The 24,477-nt window shown below is 64.2% G+C and carries 23 protein-coding genes; 15 read left to right on the top strand and 8 right to left on the bottom strand.

All coding sequences use genetic code 11. The features are described 5' to 3' along the window. A partial coding sequence (locus B0G62_RS31990) for a hypothetical protein (protein ID WP_208624259.1) occupies positions 1–284 on the top strand: 284 nt, incomplete at its 5' end. On the opposite strand, the gene B0G62_RS29890 is transcribed toward B0G62_RS31990, so the two are convergent. Continuing rightward, on the bottom strand, positions 233–1,504 hold the full coding sequence (locus tag B0G62_RS29890; RefSeq protein ID WP_103707777.1) for an SGNH/GDSL hydrolase family protein: 1,272 nt from the start codon (positions 1,502–1,504) through the stop codon (positions 233–235). The two genes, B0G62_RS31990 and B0G62_RS29890, sit on opposite strands and share 52 nt — an antisense overlap. 271 nt (positions 1,505–1,775) lie before the next feature. Between B0G62_RS29890 and paaA the strand changes: the two genes are divergently transcribed. The 8 genes from paaA (at position 1,776) to B0G62_RS29855 (ending at position 8,267) form a co-directional block, all read left to right on the top strand. Further along, positions 1,776–2,774 carry a 1,2-phenylacetyl-CoA epoxidase subunit PaaA gene (gene paaA, locus B0G62_RS29885; protein WP_181315666.1) on the top strand — a complete coding sequence of 333 codons (999 nt, stop codon included), beginning with the start codon at positions 1,776–1,778 and terminating at the stop codon, positions 2,772–2,774. A gap of 30 nt (positions 2,775–2,804) precedes the next feature. Beyond that, on the top strand, positions 2,805–3,089 hold the full coding sequence (gene paaB, locus B0G62_RS31985) for a 1,2-phenylacetyl-CoA epoxidase subunit PaaB (RefSeq protein ID WP_181315664.1): 285 nt from the start codon (positions 2,805–2,807) through the stop codon (positions 3,087–3,089). Between the two features lie 11 nt (positions 3,090–3,100). Beyond that, positions 3,101–3,907 carry a 1,2-phenylacetyl-CoA epoxidase subunit PaaC gene (gene paaC / locus B0G62_RS29880; RefSeq protein WP_103707780.1) on the top strand — a complete coding sequence of 269 codons (807 nt, stop codon included), beginning with the start codon at positions 3,101–3,103 and terminating at the stop codon, positions 3,905–3,907. A gap of 31 nt (positions 3,908–3,938) precedes the next feature. Beyond that, positions 3,939–4,478, top strand: coding sequence for a 1,2-phenylacetyl-CoA epoxidase subunit PaaD (gene paaD / locus B0G62_RS29875; protein ID WP_103707776.1), 540 nt, complete (start codon positions 3,939–3,941; stop codon positions 4,476–4,478). Position 4,479: 1 nt separating this feature from the next. Further along, on the top strand, positions 4,480–5,568 hold the full coding sequence (gene paaE, locus B0G62_RS29870) for a 1,2-phenylacetyl-CoA epoxidase subunit PaaE (protein WP_103707775.1): 1,089 nt from the start codon (positions 4,480–4,482) through the stop codon (positions 5,566–5,568). A 256-nt stretch (positions 5,569–5,824) separates the two neighbouring features. After that, positions 5,825–6,709 carry a DUF1835 domain-containing protein gene (locus B0G62_RS29865; RefSeq protein ID WP_103707774.1) on the top strand — a complete coding sequence of 295 codons (885 nt, stop codon included), beginning with the start codon at positions 5,825–5,827 and terminating at the stop codon, positions 6,707–6,709. A gap of 28 nt (positions 6,710–6,737) precedes the next feature. Beyond that, entirely contained in the window at positions 6,738–7,340 is a 603-nt protein-coding gene (locus B0G62_RS29860) for a TetR/AcrR family transcriptional regulator (RefSeq protein WP_103707773.1), read from the top strand. A 261-nt stretch (positions 7,341–7,601) separates the two neighbouring features. Continuing rightward, positions 7,602–8,267: a GNAT family N-acetyltransferase gene (locus B0G62_RS29855; RefSeq protein WP_103707772.1), complete on the top strand. Its 666-nt coding sequence runs from the start codon at positions 7,602–7,604 to the stop codon at positions 8,265–8,267. Positions 8,268–8,327: 60 nt separating this feature from the next. On the opposite strand, the gene B0G62_RS29850 is transcribed toward B0G62_RS29855, so the two are convergent. Beyond that, positions 8,328–8,828 (bottom strand): Lrp/AsnC family transcriptional regulator, encoded by a 501-nt coding sequence (locus B0G62_RS29850; protein WP_103707771.1) that lies wholly within the window; start codon positions 8,826–8,828, stop codon positions 8,328–8,330. Positions 8,829–8,979: 151 nt separating this feature from the next. On the opposite strand from B0G62_RS29850, the gene hppD reads away from it, so the two are divergent. Further along, positions 8,980–10,077, top strand: coding sequence for a 4-hydroxyphenylpyruvate dioxygenase (gene hppD, locus B0G62_RS29845; protein WP_103707770.1), 1,098 nt, complete (start codon positions 8,980–8,982; stop codon positions 10,075–10,077). A gap of 162 nt (positions 10,078–10,239) precedes the next feature. Here the strand turns inward: hppD and B0G62_RS29840 are convergent, their stop codons facing one another. Next, positions 10,240–10,422 (bottom strand): hypothetical protein, encoded by a 183-nt coding sequence (locus B0G62_RS29840; protein ID WP_103707769.1) that lies wholly within the window; start codon positions 10,420–10,422, stop codon positions 10,240–10,242. A gap of 415 nt (positions 10,423–10,837) precedes the next feature. On the opposite strand from B0G62_RS29840, the gene B0G62_RS29835 reads away from it, so the two are divergent. Then, a complete protein-coding gene (locus tag B0G62_RS29835) occupies positions 10,838–14,434 on the top strand; it encodes an indolepyruvate ferredoxin oxidoreductase family protein (protein ID WP_103707768.1) in 3,597 nt (1,198 codons plus the stop codon). Positions 14,435–14,517: 83 nt separating this feature from the next. Here B0G62_RS29835 and B0G62_RS29830 read toward each other — a convergent pair whose 3' ends face one another. From B0G62_RS29830 to B0G62_RS29820, 3 genes are all read right to left on the bottom strand, one after another. Next, positions 14,518–14,733, bottom strand: a complete 216-nt coding sequence (locus B0G62_RS29830) for a hypothetical protein (protein WP_103707767.1) — start codon at positions 14,731–14,733, stop codon at positions 14,518–14,520. A gap of 177 nt (positions 14,734–14,910) precedes the next feature. Further along, on the bottom strand, positions 14,911–17,184 hold the full coding sequence (locus B0G62_RS29825; protein ID WP_103707766.1) for an NADP-dependent malic enzyme: 2,274 nt from the start codon (positions 17,182–17,184) through the stop codon (positions 14,911–14,913). 478 nt (positions 17,185–17,662) lie between these two features. Further along, positions 17,663–18,982, bottom strand: a complete 1,320-nt coding sequence (locus B0G62_RS29820; protein ID WP_103707765.1) for an MFS transporter — start codon at positions 18,980–18,982, stop codon at positions 17,663–17,665. Between the two features lie 377 nt (positions 18,983–19,359). Between B0G62_RS29820 and B0G62_RS29815 the strand changes: the two genes are divergently transcribed. Beyond that, entirely contained in the window at positions 19,360–20,046 is a 687-nt protein-coding gene (locus B0G62_RS29815) for an orotate phosphoribosyltransferase (RefSeq protein WP_027820532.1), read from the top strand. A 132-nt stretch (positions 20,047–20,178) separates the two neighbouring features. On the opposite strand, the gene B0G62_RS29810 is transcribed toward B0G62_RS29815, so the two are convergent. After that, positions 20,179–20,880 (bottom strand): response regulator, encoded by a 702-nt coding sequence (locus tag B0G62_RS29810; protein WP_103707764.1) that lies wholly within the window; start codon positions 20,878–20,880, stop codon positions 20,179–20,181. Positions 20,881–21,211: 331 nt separating this feature from the next. On the opposite strand from B0G62_RS29810, the gene B0G62_RS29805 reads away from it, so the two are divergent. The 3 genes from B0G62_RS29805 (at position 21,212) to argC (ending at position 23,708) form a co-directional block, all read left to right on the top strand. Then, entirely contained in the window at positions 21,212–21,751 is a 540-nt protein-coding gene (locus tag B0G62_RS29805) for a YbhB/YbcL family Raf kinase inhibitor-like protein (RefSeq protein ID WP_181315663.1), read from the top strand. Between the two features lie 215 nt (positions 21,752–21,966). Further along, on the top strand, positions 21,967–22,548 hold the full coding sequence (locus B0G62_RS29800) for a flavodoxin family protein (protein WP_103707762.1): 582 nt from the start codon (positions 21,967–21,969) through the stop codon (positions 22,546–22,548). A 212-nt stretch (positions 22,549–22,760) separates the two neighbouring features. Next, positions 22,761–23,708: an N-acetyl-gamma-glutamyl-phosphate reductase gene (gene argC / locus B0G62_RS29795; RefSeq protein ID WP_103707761.1), complete on the top strand. Its 948-nt coding sequence runs from the start codon at positions 22,761–22,763 to the stop codon at positions 23,706–23,708. 309 nt (positions 23,709–24,017) lie between these two features. On the opposite strand, the gene B0G62_RS29790 is transcribed toward argC, so the two are convergent. Further along, positions 24,018–24,383, bottom strand: a complete 366-nt coding sequence (locus tag B0G62_RS29790) for a response regulator (protein ID WP_103707760.1) — start codon at positions 24,381–24,383, stop codon at positions 24,018–24,020. Positions 24,384–24,477: the final 94 nt, after the last annotated feature.

Raw genomic sequence — 24,477 nt, 5'->3', positions numbered from 1 at the left:
ATTCCAACCATCCGGCGGCTTCTGCGTCGCTGCGTCTGCAGCAGAGAAACGAGATTATGAAGGCTCTTTTTCGTTTCGTCAACATCTTTTTTTCAGGCTACTGCTTGAAAGATGCCACCCGAACGACCCGCCGTTTCTCCCGGCAGGCTTCGCTGTCAGTACCGCAGGCAGCGAAGGGGGCGAATCTTAGCGCTACCCAGGACGCGGCGCAAGGGGGTAGCGCAAGTATTTCTTACTTCCCCGCTATCGCCGCCAGCGGGATCGCGTTCGCCATCGCCGCATAGCCCGCATCGCTCGGGTGAATGTGGTCACCGCTGTCGTAGTCGCGACGCAGACGCAGCGGATCGGCGGGATCACGCAGCGCGGCATCGAAGTCCACAACTCCGTCGAATTGCCCACTCGTGCGGATCCACTGATTCACCTTCGTGCGAATCGCCTCGCGCTCAGGCGGCAGTTCGGCCGGCGTGATCGTCGCGCCAAGCAGCCGCACGCCACGCGCATGCGCCGCCGCAATCACGCGTCGATACCCGCCAATCAGATCGTCCGCATTCACCTGCGTGTGCGGGAAATCGCAGTCGAGCCCCGAGCGCGGCGGCATCGCCTGGAAGTTGATGTCGTTGATGCCGATCAGCAGCACCGCCGTGCGCACGCCCGCATGATCGAGCGCGTCGCGCTGGAAACGACGCTCAAGCGCCTCTCCATAGCACGGCGAATCGCTCAACAGCCGGTTGCCGCTGATACCAAGATCGATCACCGCCAGATTCGGCCGCTCGCGTGCGACACGCCGCGCCAGCGCATCGGGCCAGCGGCGATTCTGGTTGAGCGACGAGCGCATACCGTCCGTAATGGAATCGCCGATTGCCGCGACCGCCTGCGCACCCGGCGCCTCGACCGCGAGGCCCGTCACCCAGGCGTACTGCGTGAAGCGCACCGGAAACGCGCCGATCGACGGATCGGAGACATGGTCGCCCGGTCGCGAAACATAGTTCACCTGGCTTGCCACGCGATGCCAGGCCACCAGCTTCTGCTCGGCCCCCATATAGCTGCTGATCGCATAGGGCGCACCTGGCTTCAGGCCGATACGGATCGGGTCGCTGTCGAGTTCCGCGCCCGGCGCCAGCGTCACCGCAGCCCGACCGCCGAAAGTCACGCGCACGCTTTCCCCCTGACTCACCGCCGAGCCGCCCGCCGAAGGCGCAATCGCCATCGCTTCGATCACGAGCGGCGCGCGCCCATAGAGATTGCTGATATGCACGCGAGCAGCGTCACCGCCGAGCGTCGGATAGACGATCTGCCGAACCGTGCGGCCCGCGACATCGGGCGCGCGATAGAGCGGCGGCAACGCGTCCCGCTGGGGAATGGACTGGAGCGCCGTCGCCCAGCTTGTCACCCAATGGGTCCCGGCAGCTTGCGGGGCGGGCTGTTGGGCGAAAACGGGCGTGGATGCGCCGATCGAAACGAGCAACGCGGCGCCAGCCGCAGTGGTAGCAAAGGAAATCTTCATGCGGTCGAGTGCGCGGATAGTCGGGCAAAGCGGCCATTGTGCCCCATGGCCCGCGCAGCGACCTTCCATCCGCCTGACAGAAGAGATCACGCGAGATCACGCCGGAGTCCGCCCCGGCGATTCACCGATACTCAAAGGACAGCGCAACGCGGCACGATATCCGCCTTGCTCGCACCCTCTGCATTCCTTTGCGCCAGCGCAAAATATTCATTTACCGACCGGTCGGTTGGTTTATACTGCACACCACATCTAACCCCACGAGAGCGTCTCCATGTACACGCAATCCCTCGACATTCCCGGCAATGTCGCACCGCTGGACGCGGCGGCGGCCTCGCCAGAGCAAGCCCAGTTCGACGAGATCATGGCCGCCGACGGCAAGATCGAGCCGCAGGACTGGATGCCCGACGCCTACCGCAAGACGCTGGTGCGCCAGATCTCGCAGCACGCGCACTCGGAAGTCGTGGGCATGCTGCCCGAGGGCAACTGGATCAGCCGCGCGCCCAGCCTCAAGCGCAAGGCGATTCTGCTGGCCAAGGTGCAGGACGAAGCCGGCCACGGTCTCTATCTCTATAGCGCGGCCGAAACGCTCGGCGTCTCGCGCGACCAGTTGATCGACGCGCTCCATGCGGGCAAGGCCAAGTATTCGAGCATCTTCAATTACCCGACGCCCACGTGGGCGGATGTCGGCGTGATCGGCTGGCTGGTCGACGGCGCCGCGATCATGAACCAGATCCCGCTGTGCCGTTGCACGTACGGTCCGTACGCGCGCGCCATGATCCGTATCTGCAAGGAAGAATCGTTCCATCAGCGCCAGGGTTTCGACGCCCTGCTCTCGATGATGCAAGGCACCGACGCGCAGCGCGAACTCGTGCAACAGGCCGTGAACCGCTGGTGGTGGCCGGTGCTGATGATGTTCGGCCCGAGCGACGCCGATTCCGTGCACAGCAACCAGTCGGCCAAATGGGGCATCAAGCGCATCTCGAACGACGATCTGCGCCAGAAGTTCGTCGACGCCACGGTCGAGCAGGCCAAGGTCCTGGGCGTGACGCTGCCCGACGCCGATCTGAAATGGAACGAGGCGCGCGGCCACTATGACTACGGCACGATCGACTGGGAAGAATTCTGGCGCGTCGTCAACGGCGACGGCCCGTGCAATCGCGAGCGTCTGGGCACGCGCGTGAAGGCGCACAACGAAGGCGCTTGGGTGCGCGAAGCCGCGCTCGCCCATGCCGAAAAGCAGCGTCAGCGCGCTGAAAAACACGCCGCGTAACGTCAACAGACACAGGAAGGAGATAGCAAGATGAGCAAGGAATGGCCGATCTGGGAAGTGTTCGTGCGCAGCAAGCAGGGTCTCGACCACAAGCACTGCGGCAGCCTGCACGCCGCCGACGCCTCGATGGCGCTGCGCATGGCGCGCGACGTCTACACGCGCCGTCAGGAAGGCGTGAGCATCTGGGTGGTGCCGTCGTCGGCGATCACGGCCTCCGACCCGAACGAGAAGGCAGAGCTGTTCGAACCGGCCGGCGACAAGATCTATCGCCATCCGACGTTCTACACGCTGCCCGACGAAGTCAACCACATGTAATGAGCGCCACCATGACGACGCCCACGCAGGAACATCTCGCGTACGTGCTGCGCCTCGCCGATACGGCGCTGATCCTCGGTCAGCGCAACACGGAATGGTGCGGACACGGCCCGATCCTCGAAGAGGACATCGCGCTCGCCAATATGAGCCTCGACCTGATCGGCCAGGCGCGCCTGCTCTACACGCACGCCGCCACGCTCGAGCAGGCGCTCACCGGCCGCGAACGCACCGAGGACGACTACGCCTACTTCCGCGCCGAGCGCGAGTTCGCCAATTACACGCTCGCGGAGTTGCCGCACTTCGGCCCGCTCGCCGGCACGACGCATTCGGCCAACGACTACGCCGTGACGATCGTGCGCAACTTCCTGTACGCGTCGCTGATGGCGCATCTGTGGACCGCGCTGCTGCGCTCCGCCGATGGGCAACTGGCCGCGATCGCCGAGCGCTCGATCAAGGAAACGCGCTACCACGTGCACCATGCACGCGAGTGGCTGATCCGTTTCGGCGACGGCACCGATGAATCGCACCGCCGCGCCCAGGCCGCGCTCGACTGGCTCATGCCCTACACGCGCGAATTCTTCAGCACCGACGCCGTGGAAACCGCCGTGGCCGAAGCCGGCATCGCGCCGCTCACCGCGCAACTCGAAGCCGCGTGGCGCGCCGATGTGGAAGCCGCGTTCGAAGAAGCCACGCTCACCGCGCCCGCACCCGTGAAGCACGTCACGACCGGCAAGCACGGCGAGCATTCGGAACACATGGGCTTCGTGCTCGCCGAAATGCAGAGCCTCGCGCGCCAGCATCCGGGCGCGCGCTGGTAAGCGGTTCCAGGCGAAAAAAGAGGAAGTCACGATGCAAGCAATGGCAGACCACGCAGACCGCGCGCTCGAACGCGCCTGGCAGGCGCTCGAATCGGTGCCCGACCCGGAGATCCCGGTCGTGTCGATCCGCGAGCTTGGCATTTTGCGCGACGTGCGCCGCGCCGACGACGGCCAGCTCGAAGTGGTCATCACGCCCACGTATTCGGGCTGCCCGGCGATGTCGCAGATCGCCGAGGACGTCGCACACGCCCTCGACGCCGCGCAGATCGCGCCGTACCGCATCGCCACGACCCTGACGCCCGCCTGGACCACCGACTGGATCACCGAAGAAGCGCGCGAGAAGCTGCGCGCCTACGGCATCGCGCCGCCCACCGGAAACTGCGGCAGCGGCCAGGCGCCAGGCGCGAGCGAGAAGCCGATCACCTTCATGCCGAAGCTGCCCTCACCCGCCTGCCCGCGCTGCGGCTCGAAGCACACCGAGCGCCTCGCGCAATTCGGCTCGACCGCGTGCAAGGCGCTCTACCGCTGCATCGACTGCCGCGAACCCTTCGACTACTTCAAACCGTACTGATATGGCCACCCCGCAATTCCATTCGCTGCGCATCCGCGAAGTGCGTCCCGAAACCGCGGACGCAGTCTCCGTCGCGTTCGAAGTTCCGCCCGAGCTGCGCGACGCGTACCGCTTCACGCAAGGGCAGTTCGTCACGCTCAAGACCCACATCGACGGCGAGGAAACGCGCCGCTCGTACTCGATCTGCGTCGGCGTGACCGACTACGATCGCGATGGCGAGTTGCGCATCGGCATCAAGCGCGTGCGCGGCGGGCGTTTTTCGAACTTCGCCTTCGATCAGCTCGCGCCGGGCCACGAAATCGACGTCATGACGCCCGATGGCCGCTTCTTCACGCACCTGAACGCCGAGCACGGCAAGCATTACGTGGCGTTCTCGGGCGGCTCGGGCATCACGCCGGTGCTGGCGATCATCAAGACGACGCTCGAATCCGAACCGCGCAGCGCCTTCACGCTGGTCTACGGCAATCGCAGCGTGGACGCGATCATGTTCGCCGAGGAACTGGAAGACCTGAAGAACCGCTTCATGGACCGCTTCCGGCTCTACCACGTGCTCTCGGACGACCTCCAGGACGTCGAGCTGTTCAACGGCGTGCTCGATCAGGACAAATGCGCGGCCTTCATCGAATCGCTGCTGCCGGCCGAGGAAATCGACGAAGCCTTCATCTGCGGCCCCGGCCCGATGATGGACGCCGCCGAGGCCGCGCTCAAGGGCGCGGGCGTGCCGCAGCAGAAAGTGCACGTCGAGCGTTTCGGCTCGCCGCTGCCGCAGGCGGGCGTGCCGGCCGTCGAAATCACCGAAAGCACGCCGGCCGCGGATCTGGAGATCGTCATCGACGGCAAGAAGCGCAAGATGCGCCTGCCCTACGAGGGTGTGAGCCTGCTCGACGTCGGCCTGAAGGCGGGTCTCGCGCTGCCCTACGCGTGCAAGGGCGGCGTGTGCTGCACCTGTCGCGCGAAGGTGCTGGAAGGCGAAGTGAAGATGGACAAGAACTACACGCTCGAAGAGCAGGAAGTGAAGGACGGCTTCGTGCTGACCTGCCAGTGTCATCCGGTCAGCGAGCGCGTAGTGGTGAGTTTCGACGAGCGATAAATGCTGATTGGCTGTAGGGCGTGACGCCTTAAATATGCCAATCTGTTCGTGTCGCCAGTCGTGTCACGAATAGGCCTTAGAGCAACAGCACGCTTTCGGCGCTCCGGCGATCCGCTTACACTAGGGGCCGCCCGCAAGTGGTGCAGCGCAGCGCTGCATCGGTGCGGGCGGCCCCTTTTGTCTGTTGTGCGCCAAGCGCACATCTGACACTTATTCAGTCGTTCAAGGCGTTCATGGTGAACGCAACGAGTTGTCGATGACCACGATCCACCTCATCCACGGCGAGCCGGCAGCGGCCGCGCTGCGTCAGGCTCTGCAGGCCCAGCAGGCCGCATGCCGCGCAGCCGTCCAGACAGCCGCGCACGTGATGGCGCTGGCTGACGACCTGACGGTCGGACCGCTGCGCGATATCGACGAGGCGGCCAACCCGGGCACCGCGCAGCGCGCGGCGTTCTGGCAGCGCGTGGACGGCGAATGCGGCGCAGCCAACGAGCGCGACATGGCCCAGCAGACGCTGGCGCAGGACGACTGCGCAGCGCTCATGGCCCTGGAGTCCGACGACGCCAACGTGGTGATCTGGCACACGCACGACGCCGCCGACCAGCTCACGCTGCGGCGCGCCTGCTACCGGCTGCGCAATATGCCTCAGCGCCTGAACGAAGTGCGCCTCACGGCCGCCGATCTGGCCGGCACGCAGGCCGAAGCCGCCGCACGCCTGCAGGTGCGCCTGGCGGACGCCGCGCCGATCTCCGTGCTGCGCATCACGCGCCTCGCGCTCGAGTGGCAGGAAGCGAAGTTCGCTAATGGCGAAACGCGCCGCTGGCGCGACAACACCTTCACGAGCGGCACCTGGGCCGATCTGGACGCACAGATTCTCGACATCCTCGGCGAGGTGGCGCCGCCCAGCGAGTCGGGCGCGCCGTGGCTCGCCTGCGACACGCTGGGCGCGGCGCTCGTGCGCGGCGGCGCTGGCTTCACGGTCGGCGAGCCGGTCGTGCGCTGGCGTCTGCGCGAACTGGCCTCGACCGGCGAACTGCGCCTGCGCGACGACCTGTGCGCCGCGCGCGCCGGCGCGCAGGACACCCGCGCCTCGCGCCCCGTTCCGGTGCACGCCGCCGCGCATCTCTCCTTTTCCCGTTGATCTCCTGCTGAATTCCTGCTGATACAACATGGCACGCACCCGAGCGCCCGACCACGAAACCCAGCGCGACCAGATCCTCGAACTCGCCGCAGCCAAGTTCGCGCAGACAAGTTACCCGAGCACGTCGATGTCCGATCTCGCCGCGGCGAGCGGCACCTCGAAGGCGCGCCTGTACCACTACTACGAGAGCAAGGAAGCGATCCTGTTCGATCTGCTCGACCGCTACACCAAGCGGCTGATGCTGATCATCGCCGAGGTGGAAGGCGCGAGCCAGCGCCGCGGGCTGGACGAGCGCGAGTGCTTCGCCGAGCTGATCCGCGCCTTTCTCGCCGAATACGAGACCTCGCACAGCCGCCATGTGGCCCTGCTCAACGACGTGAAATACCTCGTCGATGCGCAGCGCGAGATCATCCTGAACCGCCAGCGCGACGTGGTCGCGGCCTTCACCCGCCAGCTCGCGCGCGCCTACCCGGAGCGCGTGACGGCGGAAAACCAGACTTCGCTGACGATGATGCTGTTCGGCATGATCAACTGGACCTTCACCTGGCTCAAGCCGGGCGGCCGCATGGGCTATCGCGACTTCGCCGAGCAGGTGATCGGGGTCATGGATCACGGTCTGCAGAACGCCTGAAGCGGCCTGGCTCGTCCGCGACATTTCGGGCCAGATTGATGCACCGCAACATGATGTGTAGTCACAACAGTTGCCGCGTCAAGCTATTCGATTCGGATATCCATTAAAAATCAACATGTTAGCCGCTTATATTTATTAATTAGGCGCAACACTCAAATTCGGAATCCGGGTTTTCCCTAGATCGACCCCAGGGTTTCCGCTAGAATTCGTTTTGCGGCGCATCATGCATGCGCCGTTTTTCGTATTCAGGGAGGACCCGCCATGACTCACATTTCGACCCAAGCCAACGAGCCGATCCTCGCATCCGCCCGTCCGCTCGCGTCCGGACATTCGCCGGTCATGGTGCGCGTTCTCACCTCGGCCGACCGTGAACGCCTGCTCGCGCACTTCCTCACGCTCGACAGCGACGACCGCCTGCTGCGCTTCGGCCAGGCCGCGCCCGACCACGTGATCGAAAACTACGTGCGCTCGATGGACTTCGCGCGCGACACCGTGTTCGGCGTGTTCGATCATCAGCTGCAGCTCGTGGGCGCCGGCCATCTGGCCTACTTGCCGGCGGACGGCAATGGCCGCACGGCCGAGTTCGGCGTGTCGGTGCTTGAAAGCGCGCGCGGCCAGGGCATCGGCTCGAAGCTGTTCGAGCGCGCGGCCATCCGCAGCCGCAACACGCACGTCACCACGCTGTACATGCACTGCCTGTCGCGCAACTCGACGATGATGCACATCGCCAAGAAGTCGGGCATGAAGATCGAGTACGCCTACGGCGAAGCCGATGCGTATCTTTCGCTCGAACCGGCCGACCAGAGCAGCATCATCGCGGAAATGCTTCAGGAACAAGCCGCCGTGTTCGATTACGCGCTCAAGCGCCAGGCGCGCCAGACCTCGAAGCTGATCGAAACGATGCTGCCGCAGGCCATCGCGGCGTGACTCCTGCCCGGCCGGGGTTGAAAGCGCATCAGTAAGAAAAAGCGGCTTCGGCCGCTTTTTTTACGCCTGGGGAATCGGCAGCGCCGTCGTCTCCTTGAAGGTCTGTAGCGAAAAGCTCGACTTCACGTCGATCACCGACGGATGGTGCAGCAACTGGTCCTGCACGAAGCGCGAGAAGTGCGCCATGTCCTCCACCTGAACGCGCAGCAGGAAATCCATGTCGCCCGTCATGGCGTGGCACGCCACCACTTCCGGCCAGGTCTGCACCGCCGCGCGAAAAAGCTCCGCGTGGGTCACGCCATCGCGCCCCGACGCCGTCGGCCCGCGCTTCTCCAGCCGCACGTTCACATAAGCCAATAGATCCAGGCCGAGCTTTTGCGCGTCCAGCAGCGCGACATAGGTGCGAATCACGCCGCTCTCCTCCAGCCTGCGGATGCGCCGCAGACAGGGGCTGGGTGAGAGATTCACGCGCTCGGCGATCTCCTGGTTCGAGAGCCGCCCATTTTCCTGAAGAATCGCGAGAATCCGCTTGTCGATTGCGTCGAGTTCGATGCTCGCCATTTTCTGCCGTCCATTGATTGGATCAGGGCAGTTTATAGCTCAAATAGACGCGCAAGCGATTAAGTTCGCAAGTTTTCGCCTGAATCGCACCGCTACACTGTGTCGCACGTGATCGCCATTCCATTGAGCTGATCGACATCAGGAGACAAGCATGCAGGTCCCCACCTGGGAAAATCCCGTCGGCACCGACGGCTTCGAATTCATCGAATACACCGCGCCGGACCCCAAGGCGCTCGGCAAGCTGTTTGAGCGCATGGGCTTCACCGCCGTCGCGCGCCACCGCCACAAGGACGTGACGCTCTACCGTCAGGGCGAGATCAACTTCATCGTCAACGGCGAGCCGGATTCGTTCGCCCAGCGCTTCGCGCGCCTGCACGGCCCGTCGATCTGCGCGATCGCATTCCGCGTGCAGGACGCCGCCAAAGCCTACAAGCACGCGCTCGATCTTGGCGCCTGGGGCTTCGACAACAAGACCGGCCCGATGGAGCTGAACATCCCGGCCATCAAGGGCATCGGCGATTCGCTGATCTATTTCGTCGACCGCTGGCGCGGCAAGAACGGCGCGACGCCGGGCAGCATCGGCGACATCAGCATCTATGACGTCGATTTCGTGCCGATCGAGGGCGCGGACCAGAACCCGGTCGGTCACGGCCTCACCTACATCGACCACCTGACGCACAACGTCCACCGTGGCCGCATGGCCGAATGGGCGGAGTTTTACGAGCGTCTCTTCAACTTCCGCGAGATCCGCTACTTCGACATCGAAGGCAAGGTGACGGGCGTGAAGTCGAAGGCGATGACCTCGCCCTGCGGCAAGATCCGCATTCCGATCAACGAGGAAGGCGGCGAGACGGCCGGCCAGATCCAGGAATACCTTGACGCCTATCACGGCGAGGGCATCCAGCACATCGCGCTCGGCACCAACGACATCTACGGCACGGTGGACGGCCTGCGCGCCTCGCAGATCGCGCTGCTCGACACGATCGACACGTACTACGAGCTGGTGAACCGCCGCATTCCGGGCCATATCGAGCCGCTGGACGAGTTGAAGAAGCGCAAGATCCTGATCGACGGCCTGCCTGAAGACCTGCTGCTACAGATCTTCACGGAGAACCAGATCGGCCCGATCTTCTTCGAGATCATCCAGCGCAAGGGCAATCAGGGCTTCGGCGAGGGCAACTTCAAGGCGCTGTTCGAATCGATCGAACTCGACCAGATCCGCCGCGGCGTGGTGCAGGGCAAGGCTTAAGCCAGCGGGAATCGAAGGCGATGAATGCAAAAAGGGCGAAGATCACACGATCTTCGCCCTTTTTAGTTTTTGAGCCGACGCCGCACACCTACGGCGAGGGTTCAGGTGAGTGGGATGCCGCGCGGATCAGCGCAACATCGTCGAAACCATGGATCGAACGGCTTAACGCTCGGCCTTCGGGGTCGGCAGCGGGTTCGAATCTGCCTTCGCGCACAGCGTGTACTGCGAGCACGACGTCGTTGCATTCGCCGCGCTCTGGGTGCGGGCGTTCGAATGCAGGGGCGCGCTCATGGCGAAGAACGCAGCCGAAACCGTCAGGAAGGTCTGGATATGTCGATTGTTCATCTTGTGTACTCCTTTTTTCAGACTTGCCTCTCACTGAGCTCTCTGCGGTAGCGCCCCAATATCTGGCTGGCGCCGCGCAGTTCGGTCAAGTGAGGGAGTTAGACAGGATATTCAAGAGCGGTTCCCTGTCAGTGCAACATTTACACGCTGTTACTTCACACCCCATTCAGATACATCCTTTATTGCAATGGGACTACAAGGCTGTCACGCGGCACGGCGTCGCAGTCAGAAAAAATACTGCCAACCGTCAGATTTCGCCGCTTTTGTGATGCGAAGCGGCGGGTTTGTCCGAGTGCTACTATCGAAAAAAAGACGCCAATATGGCGAGCCCGGCCAACGCATTCACAAGATGCTGCGGCCACCCGAAAGTTCTGGCGATCCCACAACGGATTGGTTGGATGGAGGAAGACAAATAATGAATGCCCCGCTCGACGCAGGTCAGCGCGCTTCGCTCGAAGCCGCACTCGCTTCCGTCACGCTCGACGATAAATACACCCTCGAACGCGGCCGCGCGTACATGAGCGGCATCCAGGCGCTGGTCCGCCTGCCGATGCTGCAACAGGAACGCGACAAGGCCGCCGGTCTGAATACCGCGGGGTTCATCTCAGGCTATCGCGGCTCGCCCCTGGGCGGTCTCGATCAGTCCCTCTGGAAGGCGAAGCAGCATCTCGCCGCCCACGGCATCGTTTTTCAGCCCGGCGTCAATGAAGACCTGGCCGCAACCGCCGTCTGGGGTTCGCAGCAGGTGAACCTGTACCCGTCGGCGAAATACGATGGCGTGTTTTCGATGTGGTACGGCAAAGGCCCCGGCGTCGATCGCTGCGGCGACGTGTTCAAGCACGGCAACTCCGCCGGCTCGTCGCGTCACGGCGGGGTGCTCGTGCTCGCCGGCGACGACCACGCCGCGAAATCATCGACGCTCGCGCACCAGTCGGAGCACATCTTCAAGGCCTGCGGCCTGCCGGTGCTGTTTCCCTCGAACGTGCAGGAATACCTGGACTTCGGCCTGCACGGCTGGGCGATGAGCCGCTATTCCGGCCTCTGGGTCGCGATGAAATGCGTGACCGACGTGGTGGAATCGTCGGCGTCGGTCGAAATCGATCCGTATCGCACGCGCATCGTGCTGCCCGAAGATTTTCTGATGCCCGAGGGCGGCCTGAACATCCGCTGGCCCGATCCGCCGCTCGTGCAGGAAGCGCGTCTGCTCGACTACAAGTGGTACGCGGCCCTCGCCTACGTGCGCGCCAACAAGCTCGACCGCATCGAGATCGATTCGCCGCAGGCGCGCTTCGGCATCATGACGGGCGGCAAGGCTTATCTGGACGTGCGCCAGGCGCTCACCGATCTGGGCCTCGACGACGAAACCTGCTCGCGCATCGGCATTCGTCTCTATAAGGTCGGCTGCGTGTGGCCGCTCGAAGCGCAAGGCGCGCACGCCTTCGCGCGCGGTCTGGAAGAAATTCTCGTGGTCGAGGAAAAGCGCCAGATCCTCGAATACGCGATCAAGGAAGAGCTGTACAACTGGCCCGACGCGCAGCGCCCGCGCGTCTACGGCAAGTTCGACGAAAAGGACGGCGCCGGCGGCGAATGGTCCGTGCCGATGGGCAACTGGCTCCTGCCCGCGCATTACGAACTCTCGCCCGCGATCATCGCCAAGGCGATCGCCACGCGTCTGGACAAGCTCGATCTGCCGTCCGACGTGCGCGCGCGCATCGCGGCGCGCATCGCCGTGATCGAAGCGAAGGAAAAGGCGCTCGCCAAGCCGCGCGTGCAGGTCGAGCGCAAGCCGTGGTTCTGCTCGGGTTGCCCGCACAACACGTCGACCAACGTGCCGGAAGGCTCGCGCGCGATGGCGGGCATCGGCTGCCACTACATGACCGTGTGGATGGACCGCAGCACCAGCACCTTCAGCCAGATGGGCGGCGAAGGCGTGGCGTGGGTCGGCCAGGCGCCGTTCACGAACGACAAGCATGTGTTCGCGAATCTCGGCGACGGCACGTACTTCCACTCGGGGCTGCTGGCGATTCGCGCGGCGATCGCTTCGAAGGCGAACATCACCTACAAGATCCTCTACAACGACGCGGTCGCGATGACGGGCGGTCAGCCCGTGGACGGCGTGCTGACGATTCCGCAGATCACCCACCAGGTCGCGTCCGAAGGCGCACAGAAGATCGTGATCGTCACCGACGATCCGGACAAGTACGACGGCGAACTTGCGGCGAAGCTCGCGCCGGGCGTAACGATCCATCACCGCGATCAGCTGGACGCGATGCAGCGCGAACTGCGCGAGATCGCCGGCACGACCATCCTGATCTACGACCAGACCTGCGCCACGGAAAAGCGCCGCCGCCGCAAGCGCGGCACCTATCCGGATCCGGCGAAGCGCGTCGTCATCAACGAGGCCGTCTGCGAAGGCTGCGGCGATTGCTCGGTGCAGTCGAACTGCCTGTCGGTCGAGCCGCTCGATACCGAATACGGCACGAAGCGTCAGATCAACCAGTCCACCTGCAACAAGGACTACTCGTGCGTGAAGGGCTTCTGCCCGAGTTTCGTGACCGTCGAAGGCGGCCAGTTGCGCAAGCCGAAGTCGAGCCGCGTCGCCGACGACGCGATGCCGCCCGTGCCGACGCCCGACGTGCCCGCCATCGCCCGCCCCTACGGCGTGCTGGTGACGGGCGTGGGCGGCACCGGCGTGGTGACGATCGGCGCGCTGCTCGGCATGGCCGCGCACCTGGAAGCCAAGGGCGTGACCGTGCTCGACGTGACCGGTCTCGCGCAAAAGGGCGGCGCGGTGATGAGCCATGTACAGATCGCCAACCGTCCCGCCGATATCCACGCCACGCGCATCGCCATGGGCGAAGCGAGTCTCGTGATCGGCTGCGACGCGATCGTGACGGCGAGCGACGATTGCGTTTCGCGTATGCAGGCGGGGCAAACGCATGTCGTGCTCAACAGCGCGGCCACGCCGACGGCGGAGTTCATCAAGAACCCGCAGTGGCAATTCCCGGGTTCCAGCACGGAAGCCGACGTGCGCGCCGCTGCGGGCGTCGATAACGTCGCGACCGTCGATGCCAATCGCTACGCGCTTGCGCTGCTGGGCGACGCGATCTACACGAATCCGTTCGTGCTCGGCTACGCGTGGCAAAAGGGCTGGCTGCCGCTCACGCATGAGTCGCTCACGCGCGCGATCGAGTTGAACGCGGTGCAGGTCGAGAAGAACCTCGCGGCGTTCGAATGGGGTCGCCGCGTCGCGCACGACCGCGCGGCCGTCGATGCGCTCGCGAAGAAGCCAGCCGGCGAGCAAAACGCCTCGGGCGCGAAGATCGTCACGCTGCATTCGCCCAAAGCGCTCGACGCGCTGATCGACAAACGCGCGCAGTATCTGGCCGCGTACCAGAACGAGGCTTATGCGCAGCGCTATCGCGCGTTTATCGACGAAGTGCGCCGCGCGGAAAGCGCGCTCGATCATGCGGATGGCCAGCAGGCACTTACCGAAGCCGTCGCGAAAAACCTGCACAAGTTGATGGCCTACAAGGACGAGTACGAAGTCGCACGTCTGTATGCCGATCCGGCGTTCGTCGAGAAGATCAAGGCCAGCTTCGAAGGCGACTGGAAGCTCAACTTCCATCTCGCGCCGCCTTCGTTCGCGAAGCACGACGACAAGGGGCATCTGCTCAAGAAGCAGTACGGCCCGCGCATGCTCACGGCGATGCGCGTGCTCGCGAAGCTCAAGTTCCTGCGCGGTACGGCGCTCGATCCGTTCGGCCGCACCGAGGAGCGCCGTCACGAACGCGCGCTGATCGGCGAGTATGAAACGCTGATGCGCGAAGTGATCGGCGGCCTGAGCGAGGCGAATCTGCCGCTTGCGCTGGAACTGGCGACGCTGCCCGACGCGATTCGCGGCTACGGCCATGTGAAGGAAAACAACCTCAACGCCACGCGCGCGAAGTGGGCGACGCTGCTCGCGAAATGGCGCTCGCCTGAGAACGGTGCGGCGCGACACGCGGCTTGATGTTTTTTTGAAGCCGTAAAAATCAAAGGGCGCTCCGTGTCGAACGGAGCGCCCTTTTCATTCCCGTCTCAATAGCTGTCGCGTCAAGCCGCGCGCCAATGATCCGGATTGCCCTTGTCGGTGTGGCGCACACGCGCGACGAGCGGATGATGGCCCATGTTCTTCGCCGCCTTGATCGCCTCTTCCTGCGTCCTGTAGTCGTTCGGCGTCACGCGTTGATGCGAAGAGAATTCAAGCGCGTAACCCTGAATGGCGCCTTCGCGCGCCTTTGGCAACGGTTCGACATAGACGTTCGGCATGAAAAATCTCCGGTTGGTTTAGCGGCAGAATTGCCATTCACGAAGTTGGCAGATTGCCGTCCAAAACAAAACCAGAGCCCGCCGCGGACGACGTGCGATTTTTCCGACTCGCAAAATACAAAAGCACCCCGAAGGGTGCTTTTGACCTGGCGCCTGATTTGCCGGGTGGCTTTCAGCTTACTTCGCCACGCTGGCATTGGCCGAAGCCACCGCCGTCATATTGATGATGCGTCGCACCGTCGCGGCCGGCGTGAGGATGTGCACCGGCTTCGATGCGCCCAGCAGGAACGGGCCGACCGTCACGCCTTCGCCGCCGATCATCTTCAGCAGGTTGTACGTGATGTTCGCCGCTTCCACGTTCGGCATGATGAGCAGGTTGGCTTCGCCCGCGAGCGTGGTGCCCGGGAACGACTGCTTGCGGATCATTTCCGACAGCGCCGCGTCGCCGTGCATTTCGCCATCGACTTCAAGCTGCGGCGCGCGTTGAGCGAGCAGCTGACGCGCGGCCTGCATGCGCTGCGAGGTGGACGAGCGCACGCTGCCGAAATTCGACGACGACAGCAGCGCGACCTTCGGCGTGATGCCGAACTTCTCGATTTCGCGCGCGGCGAGAATCGTCATGTCGGCGAGCTGTTCGGCGCTCGGCACTTCGTTCACGTAGGTGTCGCTGATGAACAGGTTGCGGCCCGGCAGCATCAGCAGGTTCATGGCCGCGTAGTTCTCGGCTTCCTTCGCCTTGCCGAACACCTGTTCCACGAACTTCAGGTGATAGTCGAAGCTGTTGAGCAGACCGCAGACCATGCCGTCGGCGTCGCCCAGATGCACGAGGATCGCGCCGATCAGCGTGTTGAACTTGCGCATCGACGCCTTCGCCACTTCCGGCGTGATGCCCTGGCGCGCGCCCAGTTCGTGATACGCCTGCCAGCTCTTCTGGAAGCGCGGATCGTCTTCCGGATCGACGATCTCGAAGTCGGTGCCCGCGCGCAGCTTCGAGCCCATCTTCTTCAGGCGCATTTCCACCACCGCCGGACGGCCGACGATGATCGGACGCGCGATCTTTTCCGTCAGCACGAATTGCGCGGCGCGCAGCACGCGTTCGTCCTCGCCTTCCGCGAACACGATGCGCGCGTTGTTGGCCTTCGCCGCCGCGAACACCGGACGCATCACCATGCCCGTGCGATAGACCGTCGCGCCCAGTTCCTCGCGGTACGCGTCCATGTCCTTGATCGGACGCGTGGCCACGCCCGAATCCATCGCCGCCTGCGCGACAGCCGGCGCGATCTTGATGATGAGGCGCGGATCGAACGGCTTCGGAATCAGGTATTCCGGGCCGAATTCGAGCGTGTGGCCTTCATAGGCCTTCGCGACTTCGTCGCCCTGGTCGGTTTCTTCGGCGAGTTCGGCAATCGCGCGCACGCACGCGAGCTTCATCTCTTCCGTGATGGTCGTCGCGCCCACGTCCAGCGCGCCACGGAAGATGAACGGGAAGCACAGCACGTTATTGACCTGGTTCGGATAGTCCGAACGGCCAGTGGCGATGATCGCGTCCGGGCGCACGCGCTTGGCTTCTTCCGGGCGGATTTCCGGCTCCGGGTTCGCGAGCGCGAGAATCAGCGGCGTCGTGCCCATGTCCACGACCATTTCCGCCTTGAGCACGCCCGCGCTCGAACAGCCGAGGAACACGTCCGCGCCCTTGATGGCGTCGGCGAGCGTGCGCGCTTCGGTGTTGGCCGCGTAGCGCTGCTTCGACGGATCGAGGTTGCCGCGGCCTTCGTAGATCACGCCCTTCGAGTCGGTGACGAGGATGTTTTCCTTCTTCGCGCCGAGCTTCACGAGCAGGTCCAGGCAGGCAATCGCCGCCGCGCCCGCGCCCGAGCACACCAGCTTGATGCTGCCCAGATCCTTGCTCACGACCTTCAGGCCGTTGAGGATGGCCGCCGAAGCGATGATCGCCGTGCCGTGCTGGTCGTCGTGGAAGACGGGAATCTTCATGCGCTCGCGCAGCTTCTGCTCGATGTAGAAGCACTCGGGCGCCTTGATGTCTTCCAGGTTGATGCCGCCGAGCGTCGGCTCCAGCATCGCGATGGCTTCGACCAGCTTGTCCGGATCGCTTTCGTCGAGTTCGATGTCGAACACGTCGATGCCCGCGAACTTCTTGAAGAGACAGCCCTTGCCCTCCATCACCGGCTTGGCCGCGAGCGGGCCGATATTGCCGAGACCCAGCACGGCCGTGCCGTTGGTCACGACGCCGACAAGGTTGCCGCGCGAGGTGTACTTCTGCGCGTCGAGCGGATCGGCGTGGATCGCTTCGCAGGCAGCCGCGACGCCCGGCGAGTACGCGAGCGAGAGGTCGAGCTGGTTCGACAGCGGCTTGGTCGGCGTGACCGAAATCTTGCCGGGCTTCGGATTCTGGTGATAAGCGAGCGCGCTTTGCTTCAGTTGTTCATCCATTTTCGGGCCTGCCAGACGTGAGAGACGAGAGAGGAATGTTTATGTTCGTAGTCCCGCAGATTTGCGCGCGTTTCAGCGAAAAACAGTTCATGGGCGAAACATCGCTGGCAAAAAAGCGGGGCGATTAGTGTACACCTCGTAATGTTCGAGACGACTTGGGTCAAAGACTGATACCGGAGATTTGTGCTGGGTGTCATTCGCCGCGCAAGCGGTGCCGCGCTCTCGCGGCGAGCGCGCAGCGCGTATGTGACACATGGACGGCGTAGGACGCTTTTATCGAATCGACGTGTGAGGATGCGTGCGGTTCGCAACACGGGCAGCGCGCGGCCGACCGGGTCGCACCGAACGCGTTTCACGCGCTTGTGGCGGTGTCGTGACGCTCGTGTTGCGTGATCGAGGCACGCGATGCGGCTTGAGTGCGCATTCGGTGCGGCGTTGCGCCGCACCGTCACATACACGGCTATCGATGAATCGGCGCTTATTCGAGCGCGGTGCCGCGCCGCTCGGGAATCAGGAACAGCGTGGCGACGATATCGAGCACGTAAATCGCGGCCAACATGCCGAGCGCCGCCGTGAACGAATAACGCGCGGCAAGCGCCCCGACCGCGAGCGGCCCGAATCCGCCCACGGCCCGCCCGATGTTGAACAGCACGTTCTGGGCGGTAGCGCGCGCGGCGGTCGGATAGAGCTCGGAAATCAGCGCGCCGTAGCCGCCGATCATGCCGTTGACGAACATGCCCATGGCCGCGCCGCCGATGAGCAGCGCGAATGGCGTGCTCAGGTGCGCGTAGACGAACACCATCACCACGGCGCCGGCCTGATAGGCAAGGAACGTGGGACGCCGGCCAAAGCGGTCTGCGGCCACTCCGAAGAGCCAGATGCCGAACGCCATGCCGGCCACCGTCGCGGCGGTCCAGAGGCCGGATTTCGTCAGCGAATAGCCGAAGGACTTCGACAGATACGCGGGCAGCCAGATCATCAGGCCGTAATAGCCGAAGTTCTGCACCGAACAGAGCACCGCCACGCCCAGACTCGCGCGCGCCGTGCGGGCGTCGGCGATCAACAGGCGCAGCGCGCGCGGCTTGTCTTGCGGCGCGGCCTGCGCCGCGCGCTCGCGATGCGCGACGAAAAGCTCCGGCTCTTCCACGCGCCGCCGCACGAAGAACGACGCCACGGCCGGCAGCAGCCCGACCGCAAACATGCCGCGCCAGCCGATCACGGGCAACAGCCAAGGCGTGAGCAATGCGGCCGCGAGCACGCCCACCTGCCAGCCAAGGCCCACGTAGGACGACGCCCGCGCACGCAGCCGCGCCGGCCAGGCCTCGGCGACCAGCGCCATGCCAATGCCGAACTCGCCGCCCAGACCGATCCCCGCGATCGTGCGGTAAATCAGCAGATCGGTGTAGCCGCGCGCGAGCGCGCACATGCCCGTGAAGACCGCGAACAGCAGGATCGTCCAGGTGAGCACGCGCACGCGCCCGAAGCGGTCGGACAGCAAGCCGAACACGATGCCGCCCACCACGGCCCCCACCAGCGTCCAGGTGACGAGCGCGCCGGACTGCGCGCCCGTAAGGTGCAGATCCGCGCCGATGGCGGGCAGCATGAAACCGAGCATCAGCAGATCGAAGCCGTCCATCGCATACCCGAGCACGGAGGCGACGAGCGCGCGCACGGCGTGGCCGCGCGGTGCGCCGCCGCTGTCGGTGTGCGCGATCGCGGCGGGCGCGAAAGCGGTGTCGGCGGGCGCATCATCGGGCGGCGAAGGGGTAGGCGAAGGGGTGGGCAAAGCGGGAGACATGGCGAAGATCCTGTGCTGGGGCGCTAGCCCGACGAAAACCGGCGTGAGTTTACTGGCGCGCCAGCGCCGTCACAACCGCCCGCGCCGGACGCGGGCCGCACGATCGCGCCCTACAAAGCGCCGTCGCATTTCCGGCGCCTCGTGTCGGCCTCTGTCAGCGCGACTCGTCGGCAGCCGTCAAGTCGGGTAAAATACCGGCCTACGCGCGCAAGAGAAGCCGTCCGGACCGAGCGGGTCGCCTGAAGCCAAACCTCAGACGATCGACGCCCTCCAGACCGCGCATCGCGGGTTCCGATGCACCCCATCCGGACTCGCCGTGCCAGCGCCACCGGGCCCAGCGCCCACCCTCCTGAGCACTCATATCCAAGGATCCGCCCATGACAGGCAACGATCGCCAGACGATCTCGGACGCAACCGCGAAAATGCTGCTCGAAGTGCAGGCTGTGCACTTCAACGCGGAAAAGCCCTTTATCTTCACTTCCGGCTGGGCGAGCCCGGTCTATATCGACTGCCGCAAGCTGATCTCGTACCCGCGCGTGCGCCGTGGCCTGATGGAAATGGCCGAAGCGACGATCCTGCGCGACGTCGGCTATGAGCAGATCGACGCCGTCGCCGGTGGCGAAACCGCGGGCATCCCGTTCGCCGCATGGCTGTCGGACCGCCTGATGGTGCCGATGCAGTACGTGCGCAAGAAGCCGAAGGGCTTTGGCCGCAACGCGCAGATCGAAGGTCTGCTCACCGAAGGCCAGCGCGTCCTGCTCGTCGAAGACCTGACCACGGACAGCCGCAGCAAGATCAACTTCATCAACGCGCTGCGTACCGCGGGCGCGCAGGTGAACCACTGCTTCGTGCTGTTCCACTACAACATCTTCAAGGAAAGCGTCTCGGTCCTGAAGGACATCGACGTGGATCTGCACGCGCTCGCTACGTGGTGGGACGTGCTGCGCGTCGCCAAGGAATCGGGCTACTTCGAAACGAAGACGCTCGACGAAGTCGAGAAATTCCTGCACGCACCGGCCGAATGGTCGGCAGCGCACGGCGGCGCAACGTCGGCACCGCAGTAAGCACACACCAGGCAAGCACTGGGCGCGGCGGGCGGCTGACATGCCGTTCGCCGTCGCAGCAAAAAGGCCATCCGCTTTATCGGCGGATGGCTTTTTTTCTGCTTTCGTCCTTGCGCGCTTGTGCCCCCAGGCTCAAGGAGTCACTTCGCTCCCCAGCCCCTCGTCCGGCGCATGCGACGAGAGATTGAGCAGACCGTTGCTCTGCGCGTACTGGAACAATTCCGAATCGCGGTCGAGCCCGAGCTTGCGCATGGCCGTGTTCTTCTGCGTGCTGATGGTCTTGATGCTGCGGTTGAGTTTCTCGGATATTTCCTTGATCGTCATGCCCGACACGAACAGCCGCACCACTTCGAGTTCGCGCTTCGAGAGAATCACTTCGTCCATCTTGCCGCCACTGTTGATGCGCAGCGATTCCAGCGCAATCCTCACCTGCGGGCTCATGTATTCGAGATTGCGGCTCACGTGCTGCACGGCGAGGCCGATGTGGCTCAGGTCGTCGGACTTGTGCACCACGGCGATCACGCCCAGTTCCCCGAGCCGTTTCAGCAGCGCGGCATTTTCAAGCATCGTCAGGACGACGATGGGAACTTCGGGAAAGTTGCGGCGCAGATAGCCGATCAGCGGCAATCCATCGCCGTACTGACCACCTGGCATGGCGAGGTCGGTCACGAGCACGTCGCACGGCGTCGTCTGTAATGCCTTGATCAATTCGGTGGACTGACGAGCCCTGGCAATCACCTGAATGCCCGGAAACTTCAGGAGCGCATGCTCCGCGCCGAACAAGATCACCGGATGATCGTCCGCGACTACGACCCTGATTGGCTGCTGCTGCATTGCCCCTCCGTGGAGACAGTCCTGCTCGTCGTTATTGATGACTTCGATTGCCCGGTGTGTCCCCGGAACCCCGTTTCCGTATACTGAGGAAAGCTCGCGACTATAGCTGATTTCCTTGCGCAGACCGTCGGTGCTGGCTCAGAACTTATCCACTTAACACCGTTATATTGAACGATAGTCGATCTGGGACACAATTCGATCTGAGCCGTCAGAAATGTGTCAGGCAGAATTAACAAACATAGAGGAGAACTAGCCGATGCTGCCTGCCGACACCCAGTTGTATCGTACAGCGCACGCAGGCTCACGTTCTACGGTCAAGACCCGCAGAGGTATGCGCATCGTTGCTGCCGTTCTGCTCGGCGCCGCGTTCACATCGGCCGGCGCGCAGGACGGCTTTGTCGTCAGCAGCACGAATTTTCGGGACGGTGCCCAGGTCGCTGCGGGGCAGGTATTCAATAGGGATAACTGCACTGGCGCCAATCGCTCCCCGCAGTTGACCTGGCGCAATGCGCCTGCCGGCACACGCAGCTATGCCGTGACGATCTTCGATCCCGACGCGTCGAACCGCGGTTGGTGGCACTGGGCCGTCGCGAACATCCCCGCACGCGTACACACGCTGGCTGAGAATGCCAGCGCGTCGGGCGCGCTCGGCAAACTCGGCGCCATCGAGGCACGCAACGACTTCGGTGACGAAGGTTATGGCGGCCCGTGTCCTCCGCCGGGCAAGCCGCATCGCTACATCGTCACCGTTCATGCGCTCAAGGTGGATAAACTCGCGCTGCCTGCCGGGCGCCCCGCCACGATGTTCGAGCACGAAATCGCGGACGCTACGCTCAGCAGTGCGAAGCTCACCGTGACCTACGGCCGCTGACGCCGTGCGATAAGGCACGTTTGCAATCAAGATACACGCGGCACCGCCTTCATCTGGCACCGAAACACTGTCCCACCGCCCTACACGCAACGTCGTTTAATCTCGGGCGCTGTCAGAAAAAATACCGGCAAGAGCAGCTACCATGTGACGGCGTAGCACGCACGCCGCCGCGCGTCCGTCTTGCCGGACCATCCAACCTTTAGCTGGAGCGCTCCATGTCCCGAATCGTCATTGCGTATCACAGTGGCTATGGCCACACGAAGAAGCTCGCCGAAGCCGTGTTCGCCGGTCTGCAGGACGCGGGCGCTCAGGCGACGCTGCTCGCCGTCGCCGACATCGACGACGCGGGCTGGGCCGAGCTCGACGCCGCCGACGCCATCGTGTTCGGCGCGCCGACCTACATGGGCGGCCCGGCCGCCGAGTTCAAGAAGTTCGCGGACGCCAGTTCCAAAGCCTGGTTCACGCAGAAGTGGAAGGACAAGATCGCGGCCGGCTTCACCAATTCGGCGACGATGAACGGCGACAAGTTCTCGACGATCCAGTATTTCGTCACGCTCTCGATGCAGCACAGCATGATCTGGACGGGCACCGGCATGATGCCGTCGAACACCAAGGCCGCCACGCGCAACGACCTGAACTTCGTCGGCGGCTTCACGGGCCTGCTCGCGCAATCGCCGGCCGACGCCACGCCGGAAGAAGCGCCGCCGCCCGGCGACCTCGATACCGCGAAGGCATTCGGCGCGCGCGTGGCGGCCGTCACGGCCCGCTGGCTGGCCGGGCGCGCGGCGTCGGCGTGATTGCCGGCCGGGGGCTTCGCGCCCCCATACCGGTTTGAGCGTGTCAGGTCTTATCCGTACGGGTAACGCCTGATTTTTTTCCCGCACGCGCCGCGCACTGGACGGCAGACGGTCTTAAAATACCGTTCCCGCGCCGTATCGGTGATCGCCGCACAATGTTGGGCTGTGCGGCGGGCGGCGCCCGCAATCCCCCGCGTTTCAGAGGAAACGAGATGAGCACGAAAGTTTTTGTCGACGGACAGGAAGGCACGACCGGCCTGAAGATTTTCGAATACCTGTCGCAGCGCGCCGACGTCGAGATCCTGCGGATCGACGAGGCGAAGCGCAAGGACGTCGAGGAACGCCGTCGTCTCATCAACGCATCGGACGTCACTTTCCTGTGCCTGCCCGACGTCGCCTCGCGCGAATCGGCTTCGCTCGTCGACAACGGCCGCACGGTGCTGATCGACGCGAGCACGGCGTTCCGCACCCACGCCGACTGGGCCTACGGCCTGCCGGAACTGACCCGCGCGCAGCGCGAGAAGGTGCGCAACGCGAAGCGCATCGCCGTGCCGGGCTGCCACGCATCCGCATTCGTGCTGGCCATGCGCCCGCTCGTCGAAGCCGGCCTCGTCGCGCCCGAATTCGCGGCGCACAGCTACTCGCTGACCGGCTACAGCGGCGGCGGCAAGTCGATGATCGCGGAGTACGAAGCCGGCGGCAACGCCAGGCTCATGAGCCCGCGCCCCTACGCGCTCGGCCTCAAGCACAAGCATCTGCCGGAAATGGCCTTCCACGGCGGCCTCAAGGACGCGCCCCTGTTCACGCCGATCGTCGGCCCGTTCTACAAGGGTCTCGCGGTCACGACCTATTACACGCCGTCGCAGCTCGCGCGCAGCGCGAAGCCTGAAGACGTGGTGGCGCTGTTCGCCGAATACTACGCGGGCGAGAAGTTCGTGCGCGTGATGCCGTTCAACGCCGAGGCCAACCTCGACAACAACGCGTTTGACGTGCAGGCCAACAACGACACCAACCGCGTCGACCTTTTCGTGTTCGGTAACGACGAGCAGTTCGTGACCGTGGCGCGCCTCGACAACCTGGGCAAGGGCGCTTCGGGCGCGGCGGTCCAGTGCATGAACCTGGCGATTGGCGCGGCGGAAGATACCGGCCTGAAGGGCTAAATCGGGACACAGCCGCCGACACGGCCGTTTTCACGGAAACAAAAAACGCCCGGCGCTTGCAGTGCCGGGCGTTTTCGTTTGCGCGTCGTCCCGATGCGGGATGCGAAACGTACAGACGAAAAAAAGCCCGCCAATGTTAGGCGGGCTGAATCCATATCAGAGGAGACATGGAGGAGACAGGAACGAGTATAGCGAACTACTTGGTGCGTCGCAACATGTAAAGTAGTATGCACCCTTGATGTTGCATTAAAGCAACACAATTGCGATCAGGATTACCCGCATGGTCCCCGGCGAGGCAGACGCGCTCCATCAAGCGACCATCGAAAGAATGAAGGTCAGCTGATCGAGTCCCACCGGCCTCACCAGATGCACATCGAAGCCAGCGGCCAGCGCAGCGTCGCGGTGCTGCGATTCGCCCCACCCGCCCAGAGCGATCAGAAGCGGCATGTGTGCGCCGCAGGCCACGCGCAGCCGCTGCGCCAACTCGCCGAAGTCCCCGTCCGGTGCGAGCGAAAGCCCGACGACCAGCACGTCCGGCACGAAACGCGTCGCGGTTTCGGCCGCGTCGTCGAGGGTTGCCGCGATGGCGGTGGCGTATTGCAGGTCGGCCAGCAAGGTGCTGAGCCCGGCCAGCGATTTCTCGTCGTCATCGGCGATCAGGATGCGCATGTCCATTCGCCGTCTCCCATGCTGCTGATTCGTGATTGATGCCGCGCACCGGTTGCGCGGCCCCGTGTCCAGATTGTCCACGCTCGCGATGCCGGCCTGC

The sequence above is a fragment of the Paraburkholderia eburnea genome, from assembly GCF_002917095.1.
Classification (GTDB): Bacteria; Pseudomonadota; Gammaproteobacteria; order Burkholderiales; family Burkholderiaceae; genus Paraburkholderia; species Paraburkholderia eburnea.
Note: the sequence above shows the minus strand (reverse complement) of the source record. Positions and strands in the feature narration are given on the sequence as shown.